The 15,722-nt window shown below is 62.8% G+C and carries 19 protein-coding genes; 8 read left to right on the forward strand and 11 right to left on the reverse strand.

All coding sequences use genetic code 11. The annotated features are described in order from the left end of the window. Positions 1 to 26 precede the first annotated feature (26 nt). From NG701_RS12375 to NG701_RS12390, 4 genes are all read right to left on the reverse strand, one after another. Positions 27 to 809, reverse strand: coding sequence for a GAF and ANTAR domain-containing protein (locus tag NG701_RS12375; protein WP_252567854.1), 783 nt, complete (start codon positions 807 to 809; stop codon positions 27 to 29). Further along, the gene (locus NG701_RS12380; protein ID WP_252567856.1) at positions 793 to 1,053 is read right to left on the reverse strand and encodes a hypothetical protein; all 261 of its coding nucleotides are present in this window, start codon (positions 1,051 to 1,053) and stop codon (positions 793 to 795) included. Before NG701_RS12380 ends, NG701_RS12375 begins: the two co-directional genes overlap by 17 nt. After that, the gene (locus NG701_RS12385; protein WP_252567858.1) at positions 1,050 to 1,775 is read right to left on the reverse strand and encodes a GAF and ANTAR domain-containing protein; all 726 of its coding nucleotides are present in this window, start codon (positions 1,773 to 1,775) and stop codon (positions 1,050 to 1,052) included. Before NG701_RS12385 ends, NG701_RS12380 begins: the two co-directional genes overlap by 4 nt. A 206-nt stretch (positions 1,776 to 1,981) precedes the next feature. Further along, positions 1,982 to 2,743: a GDSL-type esterase/lipase family protein gene (locus NG701_RS12390; protein ID WP_252567860.1), complete on the reverse strand. Its 762-nt coding sequence runs from the start codon at positions 2,741 to 2,743 to the stop codon at positions 1,982 to 1,984. Positions 2,744 to 3,035: 292 nt separating this feature from the next. Between NG701_RS12390 and NG701_RS12395 the strand changes: the two genes are divergently transcribed. The 5 genes from NG701_RS12395 to NG701_RS12415 all read left to right on the forward strand — a co-directional run bounded on the left by NG701_RS12395 (position 3,036) and on the right by NG701_RS12415 (position 7,345). Next, positions 3,036 to 3,983 (forward strand): alpha/beta hydrolase, encoded by a 948-nt coding sequence (locus tag NG701_RS12395; protein WP_256472025.1) that lies wholly within the window; start codon positions 3,036 to 3,038, stop codon positions 3,981 to 3,983. A gap of 157 nt (positions 3,984 to 4,140) precedes the next feature. Next, positions 4,141 to 4,866, forward strand: coding sequence for a FadR/GntR family transcriptional regulator (locus NG701_RS12400; RefSeq protein ID WP_374208693.1), 726 nt, complete (start codon positions 4,141 to 4,143; stop codon positions 4,864 to 4,866). 71 nt (positions 4,867 to 4,937) lie between these two features. Continuing rightward, positions 4,938 to 5,705: a glucosamine-6-phosphate deaminase gene (locus NG701_RS12405; protein ID WP_252567864.1), complete on the forward strand. Its 768-nt coding sequence runs from the start codon at positions 4,938 to 4,940 to the stop codon at positions 5,703 to 5,705. Positions 5,706 to 5,971: 266 nt separating this feature from the next. Continuing rightward, positions 5,972 to 6,781, forward strand: a complete 810-nt coding sequence (locus NG701_RS12410) for an ArsR/SmtB family transcription factor (RefSeq protein ID WP_252567866.1) — start codon at positions 5,972 to 5,974, stop codon at positions 6,779 to 6,781. Positions 6,782 to 6,841: 60 nt separating this feature from the next. Next, a complete protein-coding gene (locus NG701_RS12415) occupies positions 6,842 to 7,345 on the forward strand; it encodes a hypothetical protein (RefSeq protein ID WP_252567868.1) in 504 nt (167 codons plus the stop codon). Positions 7,346 to 7,459: 114 nt separating this feature from the next. Here NG701_RS12415 and NG701_RS12420 read toward each other — a convergent pair whose 3' ends face one another. Then, the gene (locus NG701_RS12420) at positions 7,460 to 7,990 is read right to left on the reverse strand and encodes a hypothetical protein (protein WP_252567870.1); all 531 of its coding nucleotides are present in this window, start codon (positions 7,988 to 7,990) and stop codon (positions 7,460 to 7,462) included. A gap of 651 nt (positions 7,991 to 8,641) precedes the next feature. On the opposite strand from NG701_RS12420, the gene NG701_RS12425 reads away from it, so the two are divergent. Both NG701_RS12425 and NG701_RS12430 read left to right on the forward strand, forming a co-directional pair. Next, complete coding sequence (locus tag NG701_RS12425; protein WP_252567872.1) at positions 8,642 to 9,307, forward strand: class I SAM-dependent methyltransferase; 666 nt, start codon at positions 8,642 to 8,644, stop codon at positions 9,305 to 9,307. A gap of 184 nt (positions 9,308 to 9,491) precedes the next feature. Next, a complete protein-coding gene (locus tag NG701_RS12430) occupies positions 9,492 to 9,896 on the forward strand; it encodes a VOC family protein (RefSeq protein WP_252567874.1) in 405 nt (134 codons plus the stop codon). Between the two features lie 93 nt (positions 9,897 to 9,989). On the opposite strand, the gene NG701_RS12435 is transcribed toward NG701_RS12430, so the two are convergent. The 4 genes from NG701_RS12435 to NG701_RS12445 form a co-directional block, all read right to left on the reverse strand. Beyond that, positions 9,990 to 10,742: a hypothetical protein gene (locus NG701_RS12435; RefSeq protein ID WP_252567876.1), complete on the reverse strand. Its 753-nt coding sequence runs from the start codon at positions 10,740 to 10,742 to the stop codon at positions 9,990 to 9,992. Continuing rightward, positions 10,739 to 11,332, reverse strand: a complete 594-nt coding sequence (locus tag NG701_RS12440; protein WP_252567878.1) for an RNA polymerase sigma factor — start codon at positions 11,330 to 11,332, stop codon at positions 10,739 to 10,741. Before NG701_RS12440 ends, NG701_RS12435 begins: the two co-directional genes overlap by 4 nt. Positions 11,333 to 11,487: 155 nt before the next feature. Further along, complete coding sequence (locus NG701_RS21510) at positions 11,488 to 11,874, reverse strand: YunG family protein (protein WP_445260472.1); 387 nt, start codon at positions 11,872 to 11,874, stop codon at positions 11,488 to 11,490. Between the two features lie 169 nt (positions 11,875 to 12,043). Further along, positions 12,044 to 12,388: a MerR family transcriptional regulator gene (locus NG701_RS12445; protein ID WP_252567879.1), complete on the reverse strand. Its 345-nt coding sequence runs from the start codon at positions 12,386 to 12,388 to the stop codon at positions 12,044 to 12,046. A 44-nt stretch (positions 12,389 to 12,432) separates the two neighbouring features. Here NG701_RS12445 and NG701_RS12450 point away from each other — a divergent pair, with 44 nt between their 5' ends. Then, positions 12,433 to 12,891 (forward strand): VOC family protein, encoded by a 459-nt coding sequence (locus NG701_RS12450; protein WP_252567881.1) that lies wholly within the window; start codon positions 12,433 to 12,435, stop codon positions 12,889 to 12,891. A 75-nt stretch (positions 12,892 to 12,966) separates the two neighbouring features. On the opposite strand, the gene NG701_RS12455 is transcribed toward NG701_RS12450, so the two are convergent. Both NG701_RS12455 and NG701_RS12460 read right to left on the reverse strand, forming a co-directional pair. Further along, complete coding sequence (locus tag NG701_RS12455; RefSeq protein ID WP_252567883.1) at positions 12,967 to 14,169, reverse strand: MFS transporter; 1,203 nt, start codon at positions 14,167 to 14,169, stop codon at positions 12,967 to 12,969. Between the two features lie 80 nt (positions 14,170 to 14,249). Next, entirely contained in the window at positions 14,250 to 15,722 is a 1,473-nt protein-coding gene (locus NG701_RS12460) for an MFS transporter (protein WP_308292601.1), read from the reverse strand.

Consider the following 15,722-nt stretch of genomic DNA (forward strand, 5'->3'; position numbering starts at 1 on the left):
GACCTGCACGGATTCAGGCTGTTTGGCTATTCATCGTAGGTGGTGGGGAATTCCCGTTCGCCGCCAATTCCGGAAATGATGCCGGCGGCCACCTCCTTTAACTTGATATTGCGGTAACTGGAGGCCTTGACCAATATCTCGAATGCCGCATCGCGGTTGCACCGGTTCTGCGCCATGATGGCCCCAATGGCCGTGTCAATGACAGTGCGGGACTTCAGGGCGGCGGCGAGGTCGTCACGCGCGTCGCGCAACTGTGCGATGTTCAGGGCAAGGTCCAGCGCCTTGGCGGCGATGCCCGCCAGACCAACAGTCGCATCAATCCCGTGATGCGGGAAGCCATCCGTGTTGGGGGAGTAGAGGTTAATCACCGCCTGAGCAGGAGCATGCAGATGCATTGGTACTGCCAGGATGGAGCCGATGCCCATCTGGCGGGCAGCCTGGTTGTATTTCGGCCAACGGACATCGGCGTCCAGATCCGGGACATGGACCATCGATTCTGTCCGAAGGGCTGTCAGGCACGGTCCGCGGCCGAAGCTGTTTTGCAATTCGTCCAGGTTCCGGGCGAGGGCATCGCTGCTCGCCACAGCGACCGGCCGCTTCTGCCGGACTACCGTGATCCCGCAGGACAAGCGGTTCCCGGACTGTGACAGTTGCGTGGCAAAAATCGCGGCCGTGTCCGTCAGGAATTCACGGACGTCGGAGCTTGCCAGGACGAGGTCCTGCAGGTGGAGCACAAACTCGTGCAGGCCGGCGCCGGCGCGTCCAACGTTGCCGGATTCGGGTTCTCGGATATCAAAGTCCTGGGACATGTGCACTTCCCGGTCCGTCCGCCGTGGCGGTCTGGATGAGATCCATCTGCAGTGGGGCCAATTCCACCAGCTCGTGCAGATAGGCGTCCACCCCAAGCTGATCGACGTTTCCGCCGATCCCGTAATAGCAGGTCCATAGCCCGGGGAGGCTGATGTTCCCGCTCTGGAACTGGGCGGCCGCAAACTTGCGCTGGTCCGCCTCGAAGGCAGGCTGGGGGGTGCCCAATCCGCCGTCGTCCATCATTTCTCCCCGCCTCCGGTGACGACGGGGATATCTGACGCATGGCGCAGGATGTCCTCGGCGATGTCATGCAGCCGGCGGTTGCTGCTGCGGGAGGCAAGGTGCAGGAGCTTGACGGCGGTTTCATGGCTGCAGCGGTTCTGCACCATGATCAGGGCCACGCCCGAGTCCACAACGGCCCGGGATCGCAGCGCCGACCTCAAATGCTCCGGGTACGGGTCCGACGCGTGCACACGGATTGCCAGCCGCAGGATCCGGGACAGCGATGCAGCGTGCTCCTCAATGGCGGTAACCGTGTCCGGGGCAAACGTATTCAGCTGGGTTGAGTAGCAGTTTAGGGCGGAGCGGGAACCGTTGTCGGTGGGGACGGCCAGGATTGTCCGGATGCCTTCGTCTGCGACCGCCCCGGCATACCAGGCCCAACTCTCGTCCGCCTGAAGATCACGGATGAGGACCGTGCGCTGCTCCCGCAGCGCCGTAAGGCAGGGACCGTCGTCTAATGCGTACTGGCGTTCGTCCAGGTTCCGGGCCGTCTCCGTGCTGCTGGCTACCGTCGCTGGCCCGGTCTCCCGTTCCACCGTGATGGCACACAGCAGGGGCGTCTCCCCGCCCAGCAAGGACGTGGAAATCGCGGTCAGTCCCAGGAGGAATTCGGTGAAACCCGGACTCTCAAGAAGCAGGTCCTGTAATTGCTCCACCGTCGGCAGGGCATCATTCTCGGCCACGCGGCCTCAATTCCATGCATCGCCGGGGTCACACGACCCAGCTGGCGGCTGTGCGCTCTCTTCGCGCGCGGCCCGTATTATTCAACCCCGGACCTATTTGCCACCCCGAAATCTCCTACTACCGACACTACGCCCTTCCAGGGCGGCCGCCTGTGGTCCCGGTTGAGTATCAGTAGCCAGGGCCGGGAGCGCCCGCAGAAAGTGGGTCAGGGCGTGTTCGCCACGGCGGAAAGCAGTGGGCCCAGCCGTGCGGCCATCAGCCGGTAGCCCGTGTTGTCGGGATGGAGCGTATCCGGCATCAGTTCGGCGGCTTCGTCGGGAGTGAAGACGGCGGCGCCGTCAAGGCAGTGGAACCCGTGGTCGCCGCGTTCCCGCAGGACACGCACGACGGCGGCGGTTGCGTCCCGGTAGTCCCTCAAGGTCATCCCGACGGCGTTGGGCAATTCCTCCCGGGGCAGCGACAGCATGGGGGTGATGACGGCAATCGGCGCCAAGGGATGGGCTTTGCGGATGTTCGCCAGGAAACCCAGGACCTGGCTGGCGTAGCTGCGTTCGGAGAAAACGGCCGCGCTATAGGAGTTGATGCCCAGGCAGAGCGAGATGAAATCGGCCGACAGTTGCTGCAGCGTTGACTCCGAAGCGGGATCCAGCTGGCAATCGCCAGCGAATCCAAGCGAGGTGAGCTGCCAGCCATACCGGTTCGCCACCAGGGCAGGCCAGGTTTCCGACGGGCCGTCAGCCTGCCGGCAATGCGTCAGCGAGCTGCCGTACGTCAGCCAGCGTTTGTCGGACTCCGTCACCGATTCCACGCCCTCTCCTCGCAGCGATGCTTCCCGGATCCTTACCGTCCCAAACTGGGGGAGCCCTAGCTGGACCGAAGTCCCCTGCTTGAGGGTTCCCAAGGCGAGCTCGTAACTCACCCGGCCCGCTGAGGTGACCCGGTGGGCGAGCTTCCCATCCACCAGCACGTCAAAAGGCGAGCTGTCGGCTGTGCCTCCCGCTTCCAGGACCAGCGTTCCTGACGACGCCGTCCAGCTTGCCCGGATGCGGCGCCCATGGTTGCCCGGTCCTCGAGTCCGTCAGTGGCCGGGGATATCAGCAGGGCCGGATCGAGGCGCCGGAAGTGCTGCCAGCCTTCGGGGTCCGTGATGACCCCAAAAGGCCCCGGTCCAGTGCGCGTTGATGGAATTCACGGGCACAAATCTACCGGTTACCTGCTCGGCGACTTTGCCGGGAGGCACCACGCTGTAGGCTCGGCACATGGCTGATCTGCGGCGTCGGGCGTTTGTCTTTCGCACGTTGGTTGGTGCGGCTGCCGCGGCGGCCGTTGGAATTCTCGGCGCCGCGTGTTCGCCCGGCGCCGAGCGGGACGGTACCGCCGGTGGCGGTGCCAAGGGGGATGCAGTGAAGCGGCACAAGTACCAGTACGGCGAGGACGCCAGCCAATGGGGCGAGCTTTTCCTGCCGGAGCTGCCGGCCGGCGCCGAGCACCGCGGCGTGGTGGTGGTGATCCATGGCGGCTACTGGCGCTCGCAGTACGGCGCAGAGCTGGGGGAGCCCATCGCCAAGGACCTGGCCGCCCATGGCATGGCCGCCTGGAACCTTGAATACCGCCGGGCCGGAAACGGCGGCGGCTGGCCAAACACCTTCATTGACGTGCTGGCCGGTATCGACAAGCTGGGTGACCTCGCGGCCAAGCATGCCCTGAACCTGGGTCCGGTGGTGGCGCTGGGCCATTCAGCCGGCGGGCATCTGGCCGCCTGGGCTGCCGGCCGGGGGAAGCTTGCCCAGCTGGGAATGCCGGATGCTGACCGCCAGGTGCCCCGCACCTCAGATGCCTCCGCGGTGCACCTCACCGGAGTGGTCAGCCAGTCCGGCTTGCTCAACCTGGCCGAGGCGGAGAAGCTGAACCTCAGCAACGGTGCGGTGAGCAACCTCCTGGGCGGGTCGTCGTCGAAATATCCGCACCGCTACAGGTACGCTGACCCCATGACCGCCCTTCCGCTGGCCGTGCCGGTCATCGCTGTCCAGGGATCGGAGGACACCACCGTTCCCTTGGGTCAGTCCGAGTCCTATGTGAACGCCGGAACCACGGCAAACATGGAGACCCGGCTGATCAGGGTCCCCGGGGACCATTACGCCCTGATCGACCCCAAAACGCCTGGTTACCGGGCGTGCCGCGAGCTTGTTCGGTCCCTTTTGGGTTAGATTCGGCGCTCCTGGGTTAGATTCGGTCCCTCAGGGTTGGCACTGCTCAAAAAATACGTTCCCAATATCTAGACATTGGACGTCCCATCTCCTGTACCCTTGAGATGTAGGACAAGTCGCGACCCCTAAGCGCGGCAAGGAGGAGACCCACGTGGCCATCGCATCGCAAGAAGTATCGCCCGCCCGTTTCAGTGCGCAGCTCCGTTCGCATGCCCTGCAGACGCGGATCATGGACCTCATTCTGGACCGCGGCCTTGACGTCGGTGACGCGCTGCCCACCGAAAGTGAGCTCTCCGCCGAACTCGGCGTGGGCCGAAACACCGTCCGCGAGTCCCTGAAAGTACTGCAGGCACTGGGCGTCATCGAGATCCGGCATGGCTTTGGCATGTTCGTTGCACCCAACAACTTCAGCGCCCTGGTGTCCGGCCTGACGTTCCGCGGCCGGCTGTCTCTCCGCCACAAGGGCGAGGAAGCCATGGAGCTCATCGATGTCCGCCAGGCCCTCGAGTCCGGGCTGATCGGACCGGCCATTGACCTGCTCACCGACGAGCACGTGGCTGATCTGCGGGCCACCATGGAAGCCTTGGAGGACGCGGCCAAGAAGGGGGAGCCGCTGCATGAGCACGACGCCGAATTCCACCGCCGCCTGTACGCCCCCCTGAACAATGAGCTGCTGATCAACCTCATGGATGTGTTCTGGCAGGTTTACCGCAAGATCCACCTGGCCATCGGTACCGGCCCGGTCAACCTCGAGCAGCAGACGCAGGACCACTGGGACATCTTCGAGGCCGTGGCCAACAAGGACAAGGCTCTTGCGTCCGAACGCCTGCAGCGCCACTTTGACGGCATCCGCCTGAAACTCAAGGATGTCGCGGCCGCCTAGCCTGTTTTCCCTTCGCCGCCCACGCCTCGGGCGGACTTAGCCCTGCCTTTTTCGTAGAGAGTGCCCCTGTTGTGGAAATTTTCGTTGTGCCTACCGCCTCAGCCACCGGTTCCGTAGCCGCCGGGATCCTGGCTGCCGTCATCCGCAGCAAGCCCGACGCCGTCCTGGGCGTGGCCACGGGAGGATCGCCGCTGCCCATCTACGCGGCGCTCGCCAACCACCGGCCCGACATGTCCTCCGTCCGGGCCTTTGCCCTCGACGAGTACGTGGGCCTCCCCGCCGGACACCCCGAAAGCTACGCCGAAGTTGTCCGGCGGGAAGTGACGGAGCGGCTGCTCCTGGATCCCGCCAACGTTGCCGTGCCGGACGGAAGCGCCGCGGACCCCGAGGCTGCCGCCGCTGACTACGACGCCGCCATTGCCGGCGTTGGCGGCATCGACGTGCAGATCCTCGGCATCGGCCACAACGGCCACCTGGCCTTCAACGAGCCCGGCTCCGCCCTGGATTCGAGGACCCGCGTGGAAGTCCTCACCGAACGCACCCGCGAGGCGAACGCCCGCTACTTCAGCACGCCGGAAGAAGTGCCGCTCCGCTGCATCACGCAGGGTCTGGGCACCATTTTGGAAGCCCGCCATCTCCTGCTGGTGGTCAACGGCGCGGACAAGGCCGGCATCCTGGCCGCCGCCCTCAACGGGCCGGTCACTGCTGACTGCCCGGGGTCGGTCCTGCAGCTGCACCCGCACGTGACGGTGGTGGCCGACGAAGCCGCAGCCTCGCAGCTGGCGCAGGGGAGCGGGCAGGTCGCAGTGCGCGTGTCCGGGGCGGCCGCCAGCGTCTAGGTCGCGGCTGTTGGCCCTGGCATTCTTACTGCGGACCTGATGACTCAGGAGTGCGCCGTATAGGGCCCCTTCACCGGGCATTTTTGCGGGCGGGTCTTGCGGGAATCGACAGGCCCCGGAAATGCGGCGATCGTGATCCGGAGATCTTGGGTGGCGCTTGGGCCGGTGAAGGACCGGCTTACGGGCACCAGAGGTAGGGCCAACATGGGCGTGCGGATTTCTCTGGCGCTTGACGTTAGGCAGGCAAGTACCTGCATAATGGTCCTGTGAGTTCTGAGGACAGAGAAATGGACTCGGTCTTCAAAGCGATGGCCGACCCAACCCGCCGGCTACTGCTTGACCGTCTGCGCGAGCATAACGGTCAGTCGTTGCGCGAGCTGTGCGAACGCCTGGACATGAAGCGTCAGTCAGCTACCCAGCACATAAACATCCTGGAAGAAGCCAATCTGGTGATTGTCGTGCGGCGTGGACGCGAACGACTCCACTACCTGAACCCGACGCCGATCCAAGAGATCGAGCAGCGGTGGATCGCCGAATTCGACAAGCCCCGATTGCGAACGATTGATGCGATCAGGAACCAAGCAGAGGAGAGCGCCATGAGTACCGAACCTGTCCCCGTCCCGACCTATCTCTATGTCACCTATATCCGGGCAAGCGCTGAGCAGGTATGGCAAGCCCTGACGGATGCAGACGTGACCGCACGGTACTGGGCCCACGCGAACGTTTCAGATTGGCAGCCAGGCTCGGCTTGGGAACATCAACGCATCGATGGATCCGGGATCGTCGATGTCGCCGGACGCGTGATTACGGTCGAACCTCCCACACGCCTGGTCATCACCTTCGATGATGCTCCCGACGACGAATCCCTGAGGGAACCATCCGTTGTGACCTTCCTTGTCGAGCCGCACGAGGACATCGTCCGGCTCACCGTGACCCACGAGAATCTTCCTAACCGGGAGATGCTGAACGGTATTTCCCACGGCTGGCCGGCCGTGCTGGCGAACCTGAAATCCCTTCTAGAAACTGGCGAGGTACTCCCACAAGCGCCTTGGGGCATGGCACCCGCGCACACGTAGAAAACCCACCACTGCCAGTCATCCCGACGTGCACCACGACCGCAGGAAGCCGGAGACGCAATGGACACCACCCAACTTCGAAATGCCTACCAAACACTGCTCGACGCCACCTCCACCGTGGCGGATGCAGGCGAAACGCGCTGCACGCCGCAGGACGGAGGATGGAATGCCGAGCAGATCCTGGCCCACGTCACGCTCGTGAACGCGACCACGATCGCGGCCGTGTCAGCTGTGGCCGCGGGGATCAACACGACGTACGACAACCGCATCGCTCTCGATACATGGACCATCGGGCGCGTCATCACCTTGGCCGGCGGCACCACCGGACTTCGCGACCGCATCCAAGCCCAAGCAGATGCACTGTGCACACTGACCGGCCCCACACTGAGCGAGCCCGAACTCGACACGATGGTGCCCAGCAGGCTCCTGTCCAACAATGAAGTCCTGGTCGATCAGCCCGTCCCTTTGAGGGAACTCATCACCGGACTGGCAGCCGTAGAGCTACCCGGGCACACCCAACAACTCCTGGACCTACTGCCGAGAAGTGCACGGCCCAAAGCATAAGGAACCAAGCCGTTCACCAACACCACGGACGACTGCGGTACGCGGTGGCCCCGCCCGCTCAAGGATCCCTCATCGATCAGACCGCAATAGCTCCGAGGTCTTCGTCCGTCTTCGTTATGAGTAGGGCCGTGTGGCCTCGTGGTTCAGTATCGGCAATTCAGCCTCCCACGCAGGATCTGTACTGGAGATGACGCGGGTGATCTGCATCAGACCATCTTTATCCCGCCGCATATCGACAGCGACGACATCCTCGCTTGCAATCTTTCTGCATATGGCAGTGATTACGTCCAAGGGGAAGAAATAGACGTGTTTGCGCCGCTCGTGCTCGGATGCCACGAACGCGCCGTTGAAGTAGCGCACTCCGCCCAGTATCGTGCCGTCTTCCTCCTCGACCGGTTCGATGATGTCCTCGAAGCTGTGCATGAGTATGTAGCTGTGAACGAGTTGGTTGCAGAAGTGCCCGAGTGTTATTTGGGACTGTATTGGCGCATCGAGGGCGTAATGCTTGTCGATGTCTTCTTTGTTGTACACGTCAGGAATAACTCCCACGCGGGGATACCGGAGAACGGGTACTTGGGCTGCTACCAGGCTGTCGGAGAGCTTGCGGGCCTCTGTGAGGCGGCGGATCGCGTAACCAGCCAGCATCAGGTCCTTCTCTGTGCGAAAAGTGCTGCGGTCCGACCAACTCTCTTGGCGAGATTTCCGTTCGAGGCGGCTTGCGATGCGAGCAAGCTCTACGCGCCATGGAATCGAGTCTGAAATCACCATTTCAGCGTATCGGAATGTGACCCGCTTCTTACGAGTCGAGCGGTCTTGAATCAAGAGCCAGATTGAAGGTCTCGGTATGTCCCATGGACGATGCGTCTCGCCGCTCGATGCCGGACACCAGGTGCCATCGCAGACGAGCTCACCCCGCAACGGTGTTGCAATGAACCTTCGGTAAACGGGACAGCAGAACCGCCAGTCTGAGCTGCGATTTAGCCGCCATTCCCGACTAACAGTCACACCCGCGCTTCTGGAGGAGTGCAACAAGATACTCTGCTGCGGTCGGTAGAGGACCCTCAAACGGGACGATGATGATCGTCAGTTGGCCTTACCTCAAACCCAAAGAAGCGAGGCATTGCCCAGTGGCGCAGGCGAACTTCGTGCACCGCGTGGTGGACTGTGAGGGTGACTCACTCAATCTCGGAAGATGGCCACTCATCCCCAGCGACTCACTCCGGAGTTGAAAGTGGTGCCTTGTTCTATGACCGTCCCGGCGTGGCCGAGCGGTACGGTGTTCATCGCCATAGCGGAGTGTCCAGCCCGAACTTCGTGATGGAGGAGCCGGCGCTGCTTGCTGAGCTAGGAAAGGTAGCAGGGCTACATGTCCTTGACCTTGGGTGTGGGGACGCAGCCCTGGGTGCGATGCTCCTGCAACAGGGAAGTGCCAGCTATCTGGGTATTGATGGTTCCCGGGAGATGGTCTCCCGGGCGGAGGAGACACTCCAAGACGCTCGGGGGACGGTGGCCCTTCAGAACATGGAGGAGCTATCGCTTCCCGCCGAGAGCGTTGACCTCGTTGTCTCTCGGATGGCGCTGCACTACCTTGAGGACCTGGATGCCGTTCTGCGGTCCTGTCGTGCAGCACTGCGCCCCGGCGGGAGGGTGTGCTTCTCAGTCCTTCACCCCGTGATCACCTCATCGGATGTGCAAGCATCCCCGGACCAGCCGCGTGGAAGTTGGACGGTTGATGACTACTTCGTAGGTGGAGCCCGGGAGCGCGTGTGGATGGGTGACACCGTGACCTGGTTCCACCGGACAGCCGAACAGTATGTGGGCGCGCTTATTGGTGCAGGATTCACCCTGACAGCTCTGCGCGAGTGCGAACCGGAACCCGGCCGATTCGGCGGAGACGAAGCCGAGTTGGCGCGCAGAAGGCGTGTTCCGTTGTTTTTACTGCTGTCAGCCCGAGCAACCTGACGCTCGTTGAGTAGCCGGACGACAACGATGCCGGTGCTGTTCCACGGTCCGATGTGCCACGGTTGGTGACCTTCCATGTTTATGAATCATGGGTCTGTCCCGGTGAGGGATCCCCAAAGAGACGACGTGGCAGACCCTTAGCGCGGTCGCTCAACCGGATCTGGACGCATGAAAGACTCACAACGTGAACGATGACTCCAAAGGCGCCCTGCACCATATCGAACTGTGGGTGCCCAACCTCCAGCGGGCCAAGGATGAGTGGGGCTGGGTCTTGTCCCGCTTGGGATACGAGACTTATCAGACGTGGATCAGCGGCATCAGCTGGAGACTGGGTCCGACCTACATAGTTATCGAAGAATCACCGGACTTAAGCAGCCGAGAGCATCAGCGCACCGCGCCTGGGCTGAATCACCTGGCATTCAAGGCCGGGAGCCCAGAAGGTGTAGACGCTCTGGCTTCAGAGAGCGCGCATCACGGCTGGAGCCCGTTGTTCCTGGACAAGTACCCGAACGCTGGTGGGCCCGAACACTACGCCGCTTACCTCGTGAACTCCGATGGCTTCGAACTAGAGCTCGTTGCCACTGCGTAGGAATGATGTCTCATTCAGGCCGCCCGCTCAGGGTTCCATAAACTGAACGCCGCGTCCCGTTGAGGTGGTGATTCTCAAGATCAAGACCGCGGACTATTCGGCGATCAGGCCCCCGCCGGGGAGCGTGTCCGCTAGTTTCCCTGGTGACCGTGCACCGGTGAGGGGCCAGACGACGTCTTCTTTTCCGACTTGAAGGGCGAGACCCTGCGGCCCCGCGGGAAGGTACAGTGCTTGACCGTCGGGACGCCCCGCTTTTGGATTCTCGATCTTCACGTCGGTTCCTTCTGCAGGCTGGCCGTCAGGGGCGGCGGCCACCATGTACGCGACGACCGCGGCGCCCTCGGGGAACGCCTTCGTGTAGCACGAGGGGTCTGGATGGCCCCCGGCGGGCAGTTCGAGGTACACATTTCCGTCATTGCCCGAAGAGAGTTCGCCACGGACCACGTGGTCGGTGTCCACGATCAGGACAATGGTGTTAGTGCCCGTGCCGGTTCTTCCTTCGCGGACTCCGTCTACGGTTCCTTGCACGATCAGCTGGCTAAGCGCGGCAAGCGCCTCCGGGGAACGGACTGGATCGTAGTCATGGGAAAGGCCGCTGAAGGCAGCCAAAGTGTCCTCGGGCTTGTATGACGCCAGCGCGGATGGCTGTGGGCTGATCTGCTGGCTACTGGGGAACAACACCCCGGCAGCCACGCCGCCCAGGATCGCGGCGCCGGCCAGTGCCCCGGCGGCCAGCCACAGCCGCGCCGGCTTCCGGGCCCGGGAATGCGATGTTTTCTCGACTCGTGATACGAGTTCTGCCCGGAGTGCATTGCTGAAGCTGTCATCGACGCGCAGCTGGTTCATGGCAGTTCTCCTTCCAGAGCCGCTGCGGGCTCTGGCCCGGCCGCTCCATTGATCGCCGTTTTCATTCGCTGACGTGCCCGGTGCATCCGGCTCTTTGCCGCAGCCGGTGACATCTCAAGGATGGACGCGGCGGCAGCGATCGTGTATTCCTCGAAGACAACCAGGCTCACCAGCTGCAAATCCAGGGCATTGAGCGTTCCGAGGGCAGTCGCCACGCTCCTATCCACAGCCTCATCGTGGTGGGAAACCTCACCAAAGGCGGCAGGAACGTCCTCGGTGCGGGGGAGGGAATTAAGCAGCCTCCGGTAGCGGAACGCCGCCCGTCCACTGTTGCGGGCAACGTTGGTTGTCGTAACGAGAAGCCAGGGAAGAACAGACCCATCAACGAGCCGAACCTTCCTCCGGCACCTCCACAGTTCGAGGAATGCCGTCGACATAATGTCTTCTGCATCATGGCGGTTCCCGGACAGCCGGTAGGCATGACGGAAGACCCGGTCACGATGCCGGTCAAACAGCACCGCGAAGGCCTCCCCCGCACCCTCCAGGCTGCGGCGCCACAGCTGGCCATCGTCAGAAGTCAGGTTCCCCATGCCCTGTATTGTCCGGGAACACCTAAAAAGTTTCACCAGAACGGAAAACTTAGGAAAATCTCGCTCCGTGCTGTGATCGAACACCTAATCGCCGCTTGCGCCCCGACAATCGCCCGGTAGAGGTTCCTTCAACGGACGTTCCATGAGCGAATGGATCAGAGGTTCAGCGCGGACAGCACTCTTGTGCGAAGCAGCTGGTACTCGCTGACGTACGCTCGTGGCCCTTCTGGGGTTCGGACGACGACGCGGGGTTCCCCGATGATGCGGTGACTTCTGAATTGCTCTCGCGTGAGGTCGATCTCAAGGCCACTTGGGAATCGGTTCCAGTAATGGACTTCGTCCTCCTCGTTGCCCCCTCTGACGTCTGCGATGAGGAGATCACCGCCGAGCAGGTCTTGAACGATGAGAGCAGTGGGTCCGCACTGGCCGTGTGCCGCATTGTCGGGGTGCCAGTTCGCGAGGCTCTTGGCGTCGAGACAAGTCGTATCTGCGCTCCAAGACAGACGGAATGCTCGCTCGAGCTCGAGCAACGTATGAGTCATGGCGACAGCGTAGCAAGGGACCTGCTGAACGGTGAGGGATCGGCTATCGAACCGTGCCCTTGCGGGAGGCCGACGGCACAGCTAATAAACGAAGCACTGGCACTTGGTGCCGCCACCCTGAAGCCGGGAACGGTGTTCCAGCTGTCAGCGCCGGTCCGATGAGTCTGACTCACTTCGCTTCCAGTGAGCTGATCAGGTTGTCCAGGGAATTTCGGTTCCCGGCAATTTTGGAGATGTCGTGACTTAGCCTTTCACGCTCGCGCAGGAGCCGTGAGCGCAATTCAGGTGTTCGCGATGCCGGGTCATTTATGCAGGGCAGAAGTTCTGCGATGGCCTTACTGCACAGCCCGGCGTTGAAGAGTCGCTGGATCAACCCGATGAGCTGAACCGCGTTGGGGGAGTACGTCCGCTGCCCCGAGGATGAACGCTCAGGCATTAGCAGGCGTTGTTCTTCGTAGTAGCGAAGAGAGCGCACACTCACGCCGGTTGCCGCTGACAGCTCGCCGATACGCATTGGGATTTGCCCCTCACATTGGTGTCAGGTTTTACGGTACAGACATGACTACTGAAACAAGTTCCAAACCACCGGTCCGGCAGTTGCGATTGATCGTGGAGGCCGAGGATTATGACGCCGCTTTAGTCTTCTATCGCGATGTTCTGGGATTGACGGAGCAGGCCGTTTTTGAAGGCGACGGAGATGCCCGCGTGACGATCCTCGAAGCAGGCAGGGCCACGCTGGAACTCTCCAACCCCTCCCAGGTAAGAATGATTGACCAGGTAGAAGCCGACGGTCAACCCAGCGCCAAGATCCGGGTCGCATTCGAAGTGGACGATTCTGCTGCCACGACCAGAGAACTGGTTGAAGCCGGCGGCACCTTGATCGCTGAACCCAGGGAAACCCCATGGAAGTCACTGAACTCCAGGCTCGCGGCACCTGCAGGCCTTCAGGTCACGCTGTTCCAAGAACTCGAACCCCTCGAAGAACGAAGCACCAGGCCCGGTTTCAAACGCCCCTGACCCGAGGAAGCAGATCAACCAGGCACTACTGGTTGATCTGCTTCCAGCCCATTCCCTGTGGCGGAGCATAGTGCGTCACATTGAAATGGTCTGGTCTGGAAGGGCCGCTTGCCTCCTCCTTTCGTGATGAATGTTCCGCGAGTTCAGGTGCCGAGCGGAGATTGCCATGAGGGTGATCGCTGTGACGGCCAAGCATCCTCCGACCCAGGTCGGGGACGCGTAGCCCAGTCCCGCGGTGATGGTGATCCCGCCCAGGTGCGCACCGATAGCGTTGCCCACGTTGAACGCTGAGATGTTCACTCCCGAGGCGAGGGCGGGTGCTTCCCGTGCGAAGTGCAGGACGCGGATCTGCATGCCCGGCACGGCTGCGAACCCGAAGACCCCGAGGAGGAACAGCGCGGTGGCCGCCGTCCACTGGGTCTCCAGGGCGGCCGTGAAGCTGAACAGGATGGCAGCCAACACGGACAGGAGGATCAGAAGGCTTTTGTCCAGGTTTCTGTCCGCTGCACGGCCGCCGAAGATGTTGCCGGCGAACAGCCCAACGCCAAAGAGGACCAGCATCCACGGCACTGCTGCCTCCGGGAACCCTGCGACCTGGGTGAGCATTGGGGCAATGTACGTAAAGGCGCCGAACATGGCACCGAACCCGAACACAGTTATCAGGATGGACAGCCACACCTGGACGTTGGTGAACGCGGTGAGTTCCAGCCCAAGATTGGCCGGACGGGCCGCTGGCTGGGTTTTGATGAATGCGAGTATCCCGACCAGGGCGATGATCCCGACACCGGTGATGGCCCAGAACGTGGATCGCCAGCCGAAGTTCTGCCCGAGGAAGGTGCCGAACGGGACGCCGAGGACGTTCGCGGTGGTGAGCCCGGCGAACATGATGGAGACCGCGGCGGCCTTCCGGTGAGGTTGAACAAGGTTTGCAGCAAGTACAGCTCCTACCCCGAAGAACGCTCCGTGGCACAGCGCGGCCACGATCCGGCCGATGAGCATCACCGTGTAGTCGGGGGAGAGTGCCGAGATGAGATTCCCCGCGATGAACAGGACTATCAGCCAGGCAAGGGTGCTTTTGGGGTTCCGTCCTGCAGCAACCGCTGTGACGAAGATTCCGCCGAAGGCGACGCTGAGCGCATAGACGGACACGAGGTAGCCCGCGACCGGGATGCTGACGTTGAAGTCAGTGGCGACTTCGGGAAGGAGTCCGAGGATGACGAATTCGGTCAGGCCGATCCCGAACCCGCCTGCTGCGAGGGCTATCAAACCAAGGGGCATCGTATCGCTTCCTTCTGGCAGGTAGCGGCGCCCGGCCGACCAGGCGTAAGGCCTCTGCCAGCCAGGTGCCGTGGTGAGGGTTAGGCCGCGACGGCTGCGGGCTTCCGGAGGAACAGGGCGACCAGGAGTGCCGCTGCCAGGCAGAGCGCAGCATTGATGCCAATCGCGGGGAGCACCGCACCCAGGACCCGGTCCGGAGCGACGCTGCCGGTGCCGTGCTGGAGCAGGGACGCGGCGATGATGGTGCTCATGACGGGGATGCCCATCGTGATGCCGACCTGCTGGCTCATGGTCGTCAGGCCGGTGGCAAGGCCCTGTTCAGTGTCGGGGAGCCCGGTGGTGGCGGTGACCATGAACCCGACGATCGCGGCGAGGTTCGCGACGCCGCCGACGAACGTTCCGATCAGCACGATGACCAGGGAGGCCTGATCAGTGTTAATGAAGAGCAGGGAGCCAGTTGCAGTGGCCTGGATGGTGAGGCCGGTGATGATGGTGTTCTTGTTGCCGAGTTTGCCGATCAGTTTCGGGGCGATGATTCCGCCGACGACGGTCCCGGCGCCCAGGACCGCGAACGCGAGTCCGGCGCCGAGCGGGGTGTAGCCGAGGACTTGCTGAAGGTACAGGGTCAGGACGAACACCAGGGAGGTTTCAGTGGCGAATGCGAGGATCCCGGCGATGTTGCCCCAGGCGATGTTGTTCCGCCGCAGGATGGTCACGGGCACCAGCGCGTGTGTTGTGTTTTTTTCGATGAAGAAGAATACGACGAACAGGAAAAGGCCAGCTGCCAGTGGTCCCCAGGCCAAGGTGTCAGCCCAGCCCTTTTCACCGGCAGTGGTCAGGCCGAAGACGAGCAGCAGCAGCGCCAGGGTGACGGTGATCGCGCCGGGAACGTCGAGCTTCGTCTTGTTTCCGCGGGCAGATTCTGTGAGGAGTTTCGGGGCAAGGATCAGGACGAAGACGGCGATGGGGATATTGAGGAAGAACGCCCAACGCCACGACAGAAGATCTGTCAGGAGCCCGCCGAAGAGCGCGCCGGCGGTGAACCCTGCAGCCATCAGGGACCCGTTCAGGCCCAATGCTTTGTCCCGCAGCGGGCCTTCGGGGAAGGACGTGGTAAGCAGCGACAGCGCAGCCGGGGTGACGGCGGCAGTGGCGAGGCCCTGGGCGACGCGGGCGGTGAGGAGCAGGCCGGGGTCGGTGGCGAGCCCGCCGACGAGTGAGCCGATGCCGAGCAGGGCCATGCCGGCGATGAAGAGCCGCTTGCGTCCGAACAGGTCAGCGACCCTGCCGAAGAACAGGGTGAACCCTGCCGCGCACAGCGCGAAGGACGTGGCGATCCATTGCAGGTGCTCCAGTGAAAAACCTATGTCGGCCCCAATCCGGGGCAGTGCCACGTTCAGGATCGAGAAGTCCACGGCGAGGGTGAAACTCGCGGTCAGCAGCAGGACCATGATCAGCCGCTCCCGCCCCGTCATCCGGGCAGGGGCATGGCTGACCGGCGGTTCCGGGGGTGCGGTGAGTTGGGGAAGGGGTGTGGTGTCGTGTGCTGTCAT

It is taken from the genome of Pseudarthrobacter cellobiosi, assembly GCF_023913815.1.
Taxonomy (GTDB): Bacteria; Actinomycetota; Actinomycetes; order Actinomycetales; family Micrococcaceae; genus Arthrobacter; species Arthrobacter cellobiosi.